The sequence below is a fragment of the Ulvibacter sp. MAR_2010_11 genome (genome assembly GCF_002813135.1).
Classification (GTDB): domain Bacteria; phylum Bacteroidota; class Bacteroidia; order Flavobacteriales; family Flavobacteriaceae; genus Altibacter.
Window position 1 is genome coordinate 2780367 of sequence record NZ_PHTY01000001.1, and the last position, 12891, is coordinate 2793257.

The 12891-nt window shown below is 40.6% G+C and carries 11 protein-coding genes; 10 read left to right on the forward strand and 1 reads right to left on the reverse strand.

From position 1 onward, the window contains the following. Nucleotides 1-738: 738 nt before the first annotated feature. The 10 genes from ATE92_RS12760 to ATE92_RS12805 all read left to right on the forward strand — a co-directional run bounded on the left by ATE92_RS12760 (nt 739) and on the right by ATE92_RS12805 (nt 12003). Nucleotides 739-2400, forward strand: coding sequence for a T9SS type A sorting domain-containing protein (locus tag ATE92_RS12760; RefSeq protein ID WP_100804078.1), 1662 nt, complete (start codon nt 739-741; stop codon nt 2398-2400). Between the two features lie 25 nt (nt 2401-2425). Then, complete coding sequence (locus tag ATE92_RS12765; RefSeq protein WP_100804079.1) at nt 2426-3970, forward strand: T9SS type A sorting domain-containing protein; 1545 nt, start codon at nt 2426-2428, stop codon at nt 3968-3970. A gap of 24 nt (nt 3971-3994) precedes the next feature. Further along, nucleotides 3995-4513, forward strand: a complete 519-nt coding sequence (locus tag ATE92_RS12770; RefSeq protein WP_100804080.1) for a DUF4440 domain-containing protein — start codon at nt 3995-3997, stop codon at nt 4511-4513. 112 nt (nt 4514-4625) lie between these two features. Next, on the forward strand, nt 4626-5054 hold the full coding sequence (locus ATE92_RS12775) for an aspartyl/asparaginyl beta-hydroxylase domain-containing protein (RefSeq protein ID WP_232729159.1): 429 nt from the start codon (nt 4626-4628) through the stop codon (nt 5052-5054). A gap of 328 nt (nt 5055-5382) precedes the next feature. After that, nucleotides 5383-5841: a DUF4440 domain-containing protein gene (locus ATE92_RS12780; RefSeq protein ID WP_100804081.1), complete on the forward strand. Its 459-nt coding sequence runs from the start codon at nt 5383-5385 to the stop codon at nt 5839-5841. A gap of 29 nt (nt 5842-5870) precedes the next feature. Continuing rightward, a complete protein-coding gene (locus ATE92_RS12785) occupies nt 5871-6728 on the forward strand; it encodes an amidohydrolase family protein (RefSeq protein ID WP_100804082.1) in 858 nt (285 codons plus the stop codon). A 107-nt stretch (nt 6729-6835) separates the two neighbouring features. Beyond that, on the forward strand, nt 6836-7774 hold the full coding sequence (locus tag ATE92_RS12790; protein ID WP_232729160.1) for a DPP IV N-terminal domain-containing protein: 939 nt from the start codon (nt 6836-6838) through the stop codon (nt 7772-7774). A gap of 377 nt (nt 7775-8151) precedes the next feature. Next, nucleotides 8152-8643 (forward strand): SgcJ/EcaC family oxidoreductase, encoded by a 492-nt coding sequence (locus ATE92_RS12795; RefSeq protein ID WP_100804083.1) that lies wholly within the window; start codon nt 8152-8154, stop codon nt 8641-8643. A 400-nt stretch (nt 8644-9043) separates the two neighbouring features. Continuing rightward, nucleotides 9044-10978 (forward strand): alpha/beta fold hydrolase, encoded by a 1935-nt coding sequence (locus ATE92_RS12800; protein ID WP_100804084.1) that lies wholly within the window; start codon nt 9044-9046, stop codon nt 10976-10978. A gap of 230 nt (nt 10979-11208) precedes the next feature. Further along, a complete protein-coding gene (locus ATE92_RS12805; protein WP_100804085.1) occupies nt 11209-12003 on the forward strand; it encodes a CPBP family intramembrane glutamic endopeptidase in 795 nt (264 codons plus the stop codon). A gap of 76 nt (nt 12004-12079) precedes the next feature. Here the strand turns inward: ATE92_RS12805 and ATE92_RS12810 are convergent, their stop codons facing one another. After that, the gene (locus tag ATE92_RS12810; RefSeq protein WP_100804086.1) at nt 12080-12733 is read right to left on the reverse strand and encodes a putative metal-binding motif-containing protein; all 654 of its coding nucleotides are present in this window, start codon (nt 12731-12733) and stop codon (nt 12080-12082) included. Nucleotides 12734-12891 lie beyond the last annotated feature (158 nt).

Here is a 12891-nt window from a genome sequence, read left to right on the forward strand (position 1 = left end):
GTCATTTTGTGGAAATAACATTTTCGTTTCATTTTTTATGTATATTCACAAAATATTGGCAGACGCAATAAGTAAATTTTTACAAAAAAATATTATATTGTCGACGAAATCAACAAATAATCAGATGTAAGGATTAATATTGGTTAATTAATAGTCTTATATTTTGGTTAGTAGCGGCTCCCTCGGGAGCCGCTTTATTTTATGTCAATTGTCTAGACATCAGGGCCCTTTGCCGCTCACCGCCTACCTACGGTAGGTAAACTCAATACTCACTGCTCACTAGAAAAGTATCTTCACACAAATAAATCATTTAACATGTCTCAAGGAAATTTTTGGTTAAAAGTGTGGCTGTAAATTATTTATATACTATCAGTTCATTTCTTTTGCTAGTCCAAAAGAAACGAACCACCTGCCCGTACCGCACGGTACGTTCGGGCGGGAAGAAAAAGACTCCTTTTGAAGGAATTTTTGCTTCGCAAAACCGGTTTGCAATCTCCGCGTCCGCCACAGGCGGACTGAATCTCGAAGCTTTGCCGCACCTATTCTGTCAAAAAGGGAGTTATTTTAGAAAGGGATTAGATTTTAGTTTAGCTTACCACTCACTGCTCACTGCTCACTGCTCACTGCTCACTACTTACAAGCCAAACGAAGTAATTTTAAACACCTATAATGAGTATTGTAAATTTTATGGTTCAGTTTTAGTACCTTACCACAACCTAAATTACTAAACCCTAGACAATGAAATTTATTTGTACCCTTTTCCTTTCCTTTTTAACAATTATCTCCTACTCTCAAAGCGCTTTTATGAAGCAAGGGGCCAACAAACCCATCGAAAATCGAAGCGTTGTTGCGCCCATTATAGCCTCTATTGGGTACCAAGGGTATGAGGAAACACAGGAATATTTTGGGGAAGGAGAATACGAAATATTTATAGACAATGTGGATGGCATTCTTGATAACCCCATTATCGTTTTAGATGGTTTCGATCCCGGTGACGGGCGAGATATTACCGGTCTTTACAATAGTTTGAGCTTCGGCGGACAAAATATGGCTGATATCTTACGGGATGAAGGCTTCGATATTGTGATCCTAAATGCACCTCAATACACAACCGGCGGAAAAGACATAGACGGCGGTGCCGATTATATTCAACGAAACGCCATGGTGTTAATCGAACTAATCAATTTACTGAACACACAAAAGGTTGGTGATGAAGAATTGGTAGTGCTGGGACCAAGTATGGGAGGTTTAATAGCTCGATATGGCCTGGCTTATATGGAACAAAATAGTATGGACGCCGAGACCCGACTGTACATTTCGTTCGACTCGCCTCATTTGGGCGCGAATATCCCAATTAGTCTGCAATATCTTATCAATTATCTGGCGCAGGAACTGGGTGACGCCGATGCTGTTGCCATCGTTGACAATGTACTCAACTCCCCTGCTGCCAAAGAAATGCTCTACGATCATTTATTAGGGCATTTACTTTCAGGTTCTGCTTACGAACAGGATCCAACATTGTTGTTACCTATTGGCGCACCAAATTTCAGGGATGCCTTTCAAGCTGAATTAAATACGCTTGGTTTTCCGCAAAACGTAAGAAATGTAGCCATGGTAAACGGAAGTGCTCAAGGAACCACAACAGGCACTGCCGGAATGCAGGTGGTAGATACTACGCTGGATTTGGGCAGCGGCTTGACAGCCGATGTGATTTTACATTTTACGCCTGAAGCCGGGACAACCAATAATGCGACAAGTTTCGATTCCTTTTTTTTCGGAATACCACTCGACAGTTTCGATGCCGATGCCGAAGCCTTTGGCTTTAGTGACGGTGTGGACAGCGCTCCCGGGGGGACAGCCAATATTTCGGCGGCCTTGGGCGGTGGCGGCTCAACCAACCCCGTGATCGTAGCGTTTATTGCGGCCTTGGATCAGGATGATTATTCGTTTATCCCGGTGATTAGCAGTCTTGCTATCGAAAACGAAGACGATTGGTTTGCAACACCCGATATTGGTGGAATACATTCTTCTCCATTTGTAAATACCTATATTCCTTCCGAAAACGAACCGCATGTTACTGTAACCGCTGCAAGTGCCGAATTTGCACTGAATGAAATTAGAAATCCGGTTTTGGGTTTTGGTGATTTCAGCATAGAGACAAGATACTTTCTGGCGAAAAATCCTGCTTCAGAAACAATTAAAATACAATTGAATCCTTCTTTTTCTTACGGCGAAGTGACTGTTGAAGCGTATTCCGTGACCGGACAAAATGTGTTTTCACTTTCAGAAATAAATCCGAAGGAAACCATTTCAATAGAAAATACATTGGAAACAGGCATCTACTTTTTAAACATCCGGGATGCGAAGGGAGTGTATACTTTAAAATTGGCGGTACAGTAAATTTTTAACCACAAATCTGAATGCGATGAAACGTGTCATTTTTCATATTCCGGTTTTCTTATTCTTAGCGCTAAGTACCATTGGGCATTCTCAATACACCATTAACAGTGAATATGGCAATCTTGTCGATTGCGATACACTCACTTCGGGAATTTACATAGTCTGGTGGGATAATAATTGGGACTATTCGGCAGATGCGCAAGCGCTTTTAGATCATATGGAAGCCTATCGCGATGTGTGTTTAAACGATCTGGAACTTCAAGATCCGCCCAATCCCGTGGATGGTTATTACTACAATGTGTACCTGCATCGTCCGGACGATTTATTTCCTGCCTGGTGGAGCAACGGACAGGGAACCGACAGCAATGGATATCCCTACCTAACGCTTCCCATTGGAGCTCATAACGATTGGGTAAACGTGGCACATGAAACCTTTCATGTTTTTCAGTACAGTGCTAATTCGCCTGGTTTTGCATATGCCGGTGACAGTCAGTGGTACATTGAAGCCTCCGCAAATTGGTTCGCTGCCCGGCAAAATGCCGACGTGGACGAAGCCTTTGTAGAAGCCGAATCTCTGGTGCGATTGCCGCATGTGGCGCTTTGGCTGAGTTACGATAATTTCCCTGCTACCTACCCACAAAACTGGCAGCGATATGTGCATCAGTATGCATTGGCATTGTTGCTGTATTATTTAAGTGAAGAAACCACAGTACCCGATGAGATTATCACCGAAGGACTCTATGCCGGGACAAGCGATTTACCCCAGGAGTATTTTTTCAATCAGATGGGAGGAGCAGTCTTTAGAGGGCACTTTATAGATTGGGCGGCACATATGACCAATCATTTCGATTTTTTACCTGCCAATCAGATTGCCCGTTTTGAACAGGAATGGGACACCTATGCCGATCCTGCCGACAGCTATGAATATGTAGCCGAATTTACGGATGAAGGCACCAACGGTTGGTTTAGCCCTGATCCATGGGTAACGACTGCAGGCTGGGCGTATAATACCTATAAAATTAACAACGCAAGTGCAGATACCTATACTTTTCATATGGAAGGAAACGAGTTTGGAACCAATGGCTCACCATCTTATTTTCAAGGCAAGGTCTTGGTGCAAAATACCACAACCGGAACTAGTTTTTACGACCTGAACATGAGCAATGCCCAGGATGGATCCTTCAGTATTGCAGTTACACCAGAAGACACCACCCTGTATTTTATTGTGGCATCCATGCCCGAGGTCTTTACCGATGTTGAGCAATTGTACCCGTATCAAATACATATTTCAAAAGGGGTTTTAGGGATTCAGGATATAAATAAACAGCCCAAATATGTATTGGTTGAAAACCCGGCTTCAGGAAGTATCCAATTTCAGTTAAACGCTGCGTTTGCTTATAGCGATATCACTATTGAAGTGTATTCAGTAGCAGGGCAAAAAATGTTTACGCATTCTGCAACCAATCCTACGGAAAGCATTTCAATCGAAAATGGATTAGACAGAGGTGTCTATTTTTTACGCATTCAGGATACCGAAGGAATTTATACCTTTAAGCTACTTATAGAATAAAGCACACATTAAGAAACTACATTTATGAAAGTGATCCCATTTTATTTTTTCATTGCGTCTTGCATTATTTCTACGACAGGGTTTGCGCAGCAAGAAGCCAAGGCAATCGAACAGGAAATCATCGAGCAAATCTGGAAACCCTTTAAAAACTCCTATGAGGCACGAAATGCAGAAGCATTTAAAAGTATTCATACAGACGATATGCTACGAATTACAGACCAGGGTATTCTAACCGGGCCCGAGTACAAGGAAAATATAGATTCTTGGAAAGCACTGCCTGATGGTAATGAGATTACCATCGATTTTGCCATGGAGAATTCGAATGTACGAGAAGAGTTGGCGTATCAGATAGGCTATTACAGAGTCACTTTTAAGAAAAAAGACGGAGCGCCTGAAACCTATTTCGGACAGTTTCATGTGGTGTTAAAAAAGGCGGATGGCATTTGGAAAATCGCACAGGATTTCGATACCGCCATTGTAAACGAGATGCCTGTGGATGCTGTGTTTTTTGAAAAGGCGGAATTGTTGGATCTAACCCACTAGTTTGCCTTGCACGGACGCAATAAAATTGCCTTTCACATTTGATACTTCGTTGATATAGGAAGAAATTGCACAATTTTCTAAAGAAGATTATTACGATATCTACAACACCTATGTGAAGCCGGAAACCCTTTGGTCCAAACACCTGATAGAACCCATTGGCACACCGGACGAAGTGCCAGATTTTTTGCCCTATGAAGCACTACAAAAATGCCCATACCTCTTGTCTATTCTGAACACTTTTGAATGCAACAAGGAAACCTTCCGAATTCACATTCTGGATCCGGGTGCACATATTAGACCGTATAGAGATCTAGGTTGTCGTTTGGAAGACCGCAAAGTGCGACTTCATATTCCAGTAAAGACAGACGACGGTGTGCAATTATTACTCAACAATAATCCTGTAAAAATGAAAGCGGGCGAATGTTGGAATTGTAATTTTCATATCACCCATGAGATCCGCAATAATAGCAAAGAACCAAGAGTGCATTTAATTATGGATTGTATTGTCAACGATTGGTTGAAAACATTATTTAAGAGGTAGGCTGAGAATATGGTCATGGGTATTGGGATTTGGGATTTGGGATTTGGGATTTGGGATTTGGAAGTTAAAAGTAAAACTAAACTATCCTGTTCACTGTTCACCGCTCCGGAGTTACTATTTACAAAGTACGAATTATGAGTGCTGGAATTTTGGGACCGGACAAGTAGCTAAGAATCAATAAAAGTTGTATTTTTAATAGTACAATGATTACCCCCTAATTTTCGGTCTGGATCCGGCTTAGGGGTATTTTTTAATCTGAATTTCTTATAAAAAATGCACTGAAGTCACCAAACACTTTTGATTTTAACCAACTTTAATATCTAAAACCATGAAAAAAATAGCTCAATTCTTTGTTTTAATTTTAGTATTCGCTTGTGCTCAGGAAAAACCGGATGTCGAAAAGGAAGGTCAGGAACTCATGCAATTAAGTAGAGAATGGTCCGATGTTGCGGCTACAGGTGATGTCGACAAAACCGTTAGTTACTGGTCTGATGATGCGGTTTTTATAGCCTCCGGACAACCTACACTTCGAGGGAAGGAAAATTTAAGAGCCATGGTGGAGGACATGTCGAAAATTCCGGGATTTAAAATTAGCTGGGAACCAGAAAGCGTTTCCGTTTCCGAAAGCGGAGATATGGCATATTTGATTGAAAATAATTCAGTCACAGTAAACGATACCCTTGGGAATCCTGTTACTACCACAAACAGAGTGGTTACTATTTGGAAAAAAGACAGTCTTGGAAATTGGAAAAATGTGCTGGAAGCGAGTGCAGCGGATCCTAAATAGTTTTAGTTGACCAGCAATATCAATCCAATATGAAATTTAAATATTCTTTACTAAGGACGTTAGTAGTGTTGCTGGCATTGAATGCTACGGCACAGAAAATTTTCGACACTCATATTCATGGCACAGCAGATCCCATTCAACAATTACAGACATTGGCATTGGCAGGGGTTTATGAAGTAGCACTAAGTACATCGTGGGACGCACAGACCTTATATAAGGATACCAATGGGATCAAAGTGCTTCAGGGATTAATGTTGGCCTGTCCTAACGGCAAAGTTCCTTATAGTAACCAATATTGCTTTGCCGACCAAGGTGATTTTCCGGATGTCACATGGGTAGAACAGCTTATAAAAGAGCACAAAATCCATTTTATAGGTGAAGTGTTAAGCCAGTATTACGGCATCTCATCTTCAGACGAAAGGTTAATTCCCTATTATGCGCTGGCCGAAAAATACGGTATTCCCGTGGGAATTCATTCGGGGTTGGCAGGGCCGGATCACGGTGCACCTAATTTTAAAGTAAGTTTGGGCACTCCTTTGTTGTTAGAAGATATGTTACAACGCTTTCCGAAATTGAAAGTCTGGATCATGCATGCCGGGGCACCTTTCTTGGAAGACACCCTTGCCATTCTGAAATATTACCCCAATGTCTATTTGGACATTTCGGCAGTTAACAATCCATATATATTTCCGAAGGCAGATTTTCAAGCCATCATAAAACGGTTTATTGATGGCGGATTTGAAGATAGAATCATGTTCGGATCCGATAACGGACCAATTAATTTGGCGATTGAAAATGTGGAACAAATCGATTTTATTTCATCATTACAAAAGGAGAAGATTTTTTATAGAAATGCCGAAGTATTTTTCTCGAGAGAGAACAAATAATGGTATTGGTTGATAGAATACTTATTACCGGTAGTATGAATTACGGATGGCTTTAAGTCGAAATATGTATCTTTAAACAAACTGAATAACCTCCAAAATCACGAATTATGAAAATGCCGACCCTTCTTTTAATTTGTTCTTCCTTGCTAATATTAAGTGTACTCGCCTGTAAACAGAAATCGGAAAAACAGGAACAAGAAGCTCAAGATGAAACCCCGGAAGGAATCATTTCTTTTATATCTACCCGTGATGGTAATTTCGAAATTTATACCGTGACGGCAGAGGGTAAAAATCTCACCAACCTAACCAATAACGATTCGATCGATTATTGGAGTTCCTGGTCTCCGGACGGAATGCAATTGATTTTTCAAACGGAACGCGACGGCAATAACGAAATTTACCGTATGAATGCCGATGGTAGCAATCCCGTTAACATTTCGAACAGTCCGGCCCATGAACAATTGCCGCAGTGGTCTCCGGATGGTACGAAAATAATCTTTACATCAGACAAGGATCACCCCGGCAAGGAAATCTACGTGATGGATAGCGACGGCAGTAACGTACAACGCCTCACCTTCGATGAGGATTACAATGAAGGGCCGTCATGGTCGCCCAATATGCAGCATATACTATTCACACGGCAACTGCGAGAGTTGCAGGATACAACACATGCTGCCAATGGAGAAATTTTTGTCATGGATTTGGAAGGCAAAAACGTACGGCGTTTGACTCATAAAAAAGGCTTCGACTCCGGTGCTTTTTTCTCCCCCGATGGCAAGCAAATTGCTTTTTACGGGGTATCGGAAACCGATAACTGGGACATTTTTATCATGGATGCCGATGGAGGCAATCTCGAAAACATCACCAACGATGCGATCGAGGACTACTCCCCTACCTGGTCTCCGGACGGCAAATGGTTGGCGTATACTTCGGGAACGAGCGAACAGTACGATGTTTGGATCATCAATTTGGATACCAAAAACAAGATTCGACTCACAGACACTCCCAAGCGCAACCAAAACCCGGTTTGGCGGCCGATTAATTGAGCCGCTAACTTGTTGGAGAAAGGGAAAAGTCTATCGCTAAAGGCATTAAGCTGAGGATGTAACTATTCATCGCATATGACAGCTGTACTTCTCTGATGGAAAACATTCAAGTAGCATACTTTCGTTGAACATAAATATCAAAAGTCAATTTTATTACCGCCTGATATAGTGGCACTTGAAGCGGCCCTAACATTAAAAGTCTTAAAAATTAATTATATTTATTGGGTACAATGTGGTACAATATACTTCAAAACTGCAGGCATGGGTTTGTGGGAACATAATGTGATTTGCCAAATCGAATTTTTCAATTGCTAAACGTATTAAACAATGCCGCGACTTGCAATTTTAAGTTTATTTCTACTATAAAGTAACAGGTTATGAAAAATGCACTACTAAGTATAGCGATGCTATTAGGGTCGGTTTTAATAGCTCAGGAAACGAACAATGACGTTAAAAAAATTTTTGAAGGCCTCTCCGATGCCTGGGAACAGGCAGACGGGAACGCGTGGGGAAATTATTTTTCAGACGATGCCGATTTTACAGTTTGGTTTGGATTACACCTTAAAGGCCGAAGGGAAATAGCCGATGGACACCAATGGGTATTCGATACAGTCTATCCAAACACCCGTTATGAATTCACCATAACAAATGAAAAGTATCTCAGTCCGGAAATTGCCGTTGTGCATCTGGATGCAAGTATCATTGAACCGGGTAAAGAGTTACCGGAAGAAGCCCATACTTTACCTGTCGCGGTAGTCCAAAAAATTGAGGGCGAATGGAAAATTGTGATGTTCCATAACATGAACAACCGTATTAAGGAAATTGAAGAAGGCAGAAAAAACGGAATTTTGGGAGATGTAAGACATTAATAGGCTTTAGAATGTCTTTAGTTGATTGTGAAAAAGCTTATTAAAAATAAGTGCCTTTATACCAACTTATCCTAATTAAATTTGTCTTTTGGAATTTAAAAACTAATAAACCCGCTGAACTTTAATATGGATCGTCTCTCAATACAGTAATGTCAAAATTACATGATATACAAGATTGGCCCGCTTATGCTTTATCATCTCAGATTAATCACTTTACATTCATAATTAGTTAATTGCGATATACCCTATAGGTTAAGAAGTCTAAAAATTGTACCTTTTCATTACATTTAACAAACTAAACAACCACCAAAGCGACTCAAACCTTTCCTGCCTGTGTTCGGGAAGGCCTAAACGCACAGCTGTTCCCGGAGATGTGCCTTTCGCGTAAAGCCAACTCACAATGAAATCTCAAGCCCAATTTTGTTTATTTCTTTTCTTTATCGCGGTCTTTTTATTTAAAAGCAACGGTCAGAATGTTACCGGTCAATTAATGCAGGATTTTCCGCAATGGATCAATGATAAATTTAAAGGTCCGCATCCCGATGCCAGAATTGTTGGCAACGGACTCTTTACCCATGTCGCTCCCCTCACTGAGAAATACAGTGCAACAAACAAGCAGTTTGCGGGTACACTAGACGGAAGATTGTATCTCCGTAAGCAAGGCACAGATTCTCTGCTTTTTATAGGTGAGCCGGCTCCAAACAATTATTGGTCTATGGATAATGCGCTGTGGTCTCCCAATGGGAAGTATCTTGTAGCTAAACAGGTAAACGACAGCGACGTAGCCGAAATTGAACTACAGGGGCCTAAGGCAAAAGCAACATCAAAGAGAAAATACAGCCGCGCCGGGGAAGCAATACCAATACACCGCTTTTATATTTTAAATATAGAATCGGGAGAGAATACTCCCATTAGCGTAGATAAGCATCTTCCCTACGTCCATCTGTTGCATTGGAGCAGTGATAGTAATAAACTGTATTTCTTGATGGCAGATCGCTTGCTTAAGGAAGTGTACTTAAAAACCATGGATATTGGAAACGACAAGGAAACCGTCTTGTTAACGGAAACATCAGACACCTATCTTATCGGCCTTAATTTATTGCAAGGCTATAGCAACAGGCTTATCGAAAGCAAGCAAGTTGTCTTTTTTGAAGGTCGCAGCCAATTTTCATGGATGAGTGACCGCAGCGGGTTCAACCAAATTTATTTGTACAATGAAGCAGGTAGTCTGGTTAGACCGCTTACAAATTTTTCTGAAAACGGGATCGTACTTTCCATACACGAGATCGACTATCAAAACGGATGGATTTATTTTAAGGCCAATGCAGACCCTGCAAAACCCTATGAAGTACAATTGTTCCGAACGCATATAGACAAGCCACTTATTGAAAAAGTAACCGATACACCGGGAATCCTGGATGCTTTTTTTCAGGAGAGCAAGGATACCCTATGGGTATTTCGATCTCAACTTCCTGAAACACTCCGGCTTGACCGCTACAGTGTCAACGGCAACTATATAGATACTCCATGGCAAGCCAATCCTTCCCTAACAGCCAAAAATCCTATCCGTCATGAATACGAGTGGGTGACCGCGAACGACGGAATTACACCTTTACAAACCTTTATCTTAAAGCCAACCGATTTCGATCCTAATTTGCGTTATCCGGTGGTGGAGTATATCTATGGAGCTCCTTTCGACAATGTAGTGGTTAGAGATCTTCTCGATAACTGGCTTTGGGATATGAACCGGCTGGCACAGGCAGGCTTTATTGTGGTCTTTGTAGATGGAAGAGGTACTGCAGACAGAGGCAAAGAATTCCGAGATTTTAGTTATGGAAAATTTGGGCAGGTAGAATTGGAAGATCATATAAGCGCCATCCAACAAGTGGGCAAAAAACGACCCTATATGGACCTTAACAGGGTTGGAATCTTCGGGCATAGTTGGGGAGGTCATTTTGCCCTTCGGGCCTTATTGGAAGCACCGGAGTTCTACAAAGCAGGTCATATTAACGCCGCAGCAATCGATCCCCATAATTTTAGAATTGCAATTGAGCCGTTTATGGGATGTTTGCCTAAGGAATGCCCGGAAAATTATAAAATGTCGATGTTAACCGATAAGTTAGACCGTCTAAAAGCCCCGCTAATGATTGTTCATGGTTCTAACGATGACGATGTACCCATTGACGATGCATACGGCTTGGTAAGCGCATTAAAATCTTCTAACTACAGTAATTATGAATTGGTTGTATATGATGGCGCAGACCATATAATAATGAGGAATCGGGAATGGTTACCACAGATGATTAATTTCTTTATTACCGGGTTGAAAGAATAATTTTGTTTAAGACGCTAAACCGGAATTGAAGGATTGGACGATAGAAAAGCAAATTAATTAACCTTCTCCTTCAAAGGGGAAAAATTACTGATCAGATTATAGTTTGTTAAACCTTAGCGATCCCGGTGTCACCAATTTATTTGACATCACCCAAGGACTAATTTATACTCAGGCAACTATTTTCAAAAAAATAGCATCTCTACATAAGAAACTTTTTAATTTGGTCTGAAATGAAAAATACAATCAAAGTCGCCCTTATTGTTTTTATGGCATTTGCTGTTTACTACCTACTCGACGAATTATACTTTAAATCTGTTCGTAAAGTGTTGTTTGACGCAACCGGACAATTTGGCTTGAGTCATATAATAACCTATATAATTTCCGGAATTCCGCTCTATCTGGGGACTTTTTTGCTCAACAAAAACACTTCCGTTTTTAAAAGTTTGGGGCTCAGTAAATCGGTTACAAAGGCCTTACTATTTGCGTTGCTGTGCACGTTGCCCTTGTTTATTGGTTTTAGCTTTGTGTTCGATTTCAATGCTGAAATTAATCTAAACACCATTCTTGTTTCGGTGATTGCAGCAGGGTTCTTTGAAGAGCTATTTTTTAGAGGGTTCTTATTCGGACAACTTTTTAAAAATTCGCGATTCGGATTTATTCCTTCGGTGTTTTTTGGGGCACTTTTTTTTGGCCTGATTCATTTATACCAAAGCACCGATGTAGCCGAACTCATTGGTATTTTCGCTATCACTTTTTTGGGCGGAATTCTATTCTCCTGGGTATATGCCGAATGGAACTATAACATCTGGGTTCCGGTTTTCCTGCATATGCTCATGAATCTGGCATGGGAGCTGTTTTCGGTTAGCGATACGGCCCTTGGAGGCGTTTACGCAAATGTATTTAGGGGAATTTGTATCTTTTTAATTATCACCCTAACTGTCGTGTACAAAAAGCAAAATCGGAAAAAACTGGAAATCAATAAAAGCACTATTTGGATGAAAAAGCGAGACGTGATACTTGAATAATTGACTTTAAAAATTTTTGCATAAGAACAAAAACCCAACCTTTCGGTTGGGTTTTTTATTATAGTTTTTGTAATCGTTAATTACAAACAACAACAGTTCCCGAAGCAACATTTCCTTGTGGATCGCACTCATAGCTAACATCTAATGAGCCCCCATTATCGGTAACGGTTACGATACAACCGGAAATACCACATGGGTCAGTTTCTATGTAGGTATAAACATTGCCCTGAGCTGTTAATAGCGTCCAAGTAGCACCGGGATCACATGGTGTGTTATTGAAAACCACGTCGACAGTACAGTCTCCATTAAAAAATACTTCCACATCAAAATAGGTTATAAATCCGCAATAGGTTTCCGGATCAGGACAACAGCCTTCATCAACTTGTCCATCACAGTTATTGTCGATACCATCATCGCAAATTTCTTCCATCCCGGGGTTTATGGAAGCATCATCATCACAATCTTCAACTAGATCGCTACATGAATTAGGAGCGTTAAAATATCCGTCACCATCAAGATCCATAGCATCTCCATGGGCTTGATGCGCAGGGATTGCCTTTACATTCACATTAATAATATGTCCGTTGTGACATACATCAACTTTATTATTGGCACGTTCTTGATTTTCTTGTAGATAATCTTTAGAATTTTCTTCGGTAGATACACCGGCGTCTTGTGTGCATGCAGCAATAAACAAGACACTTACAGAGAGTAAGAGTAGTTTTTTCATGGTTAGTTAGTTTAAGAATTAGTCTTATACTAAAATTAAACATAATACTTTAAATATCAGATGTTTGTATTCGAAGTAAAATCTTACTTATTGGTTTAAAACTAAAAACCCCAACCTCTCAGTTGGGGGTTTTATCTTGATTCTTGTTTATTACATCT

Excerpts from the sequence above, each read along its gene's own strand:
- ATE92_RS12760 (WP_100804078.1), top strand. The coding sequence starts at position 739 with ATGAAATTTATTTGTACCCTTTTCCTTTCCTTTTTAACAATTATCTCC.
- ATE92_RS12765 (WP_100804079.1), top strand. The coding sequence starts at position 2,426 with ATGAAACGTGTCATTTTTCATATTCCGGTTTTCTTATTCTTAGCGCTA.
- ATE92_RS12770 (WP_100804080.1), top strand. The coding sequence starts at position 3,995 with ATGAAAGTGATCCCATTTTATTTTTTCATTGCGTCTTGCATTATTTCT.
- ATE92_RS12780 (WP_100804081.1), top strand. The coding sequence starts at position 5,383 with ATGAAAAAAATAGCTCAATTCTTTGTTTTAATTTTAGTATTCGCTTGT.
- ATE92_RS12785 (WP_100804082.1), top strand. The coding sequence starts at position 5,871 with ATGAAATTTAAATATTCTTTACTAAGGACGTTAGTAGTGTTGCTGGCA.
- ATE92_RS12790 (WP_232729160.1), top strand. The coding sequence starts at position 6,836 with ATGAAAATGCCGACCCTTCTTTTAATTTGTTCTTCCTTGCTAATATTA.
- ATE92_RS12795 (WP_100804083.1), top strand. The coding sequence starts at position 8,152 with ATGAAAAATGCACTACTAAGTATAGCGATGCTATTAGGGTCGGTTTTA.
- ATE92_RS12800 (WP_100804084.1), top strand. The coding sequence starts at position 9,044 with ATGAAATCTCAAGCCCAATTTTGTTTATTTCTTTTCTTTATCGCGGTC.
- ATE92_RS12805 (WP_100804085.1), top strand. The coding sequence starts at position 11,209 with ATGAAAAATACAATCAAAGTCGCCCTTATTGTTTTTATGGCATTTGCT.
- ATE92_RS12810 (WP_100804086.1), bottom strand. The coding sequence starts at position 12,733 with ATGAAAAAACTACTCTTACTCTCTGTAAGTGTCTTGTTTATTGCTGCA.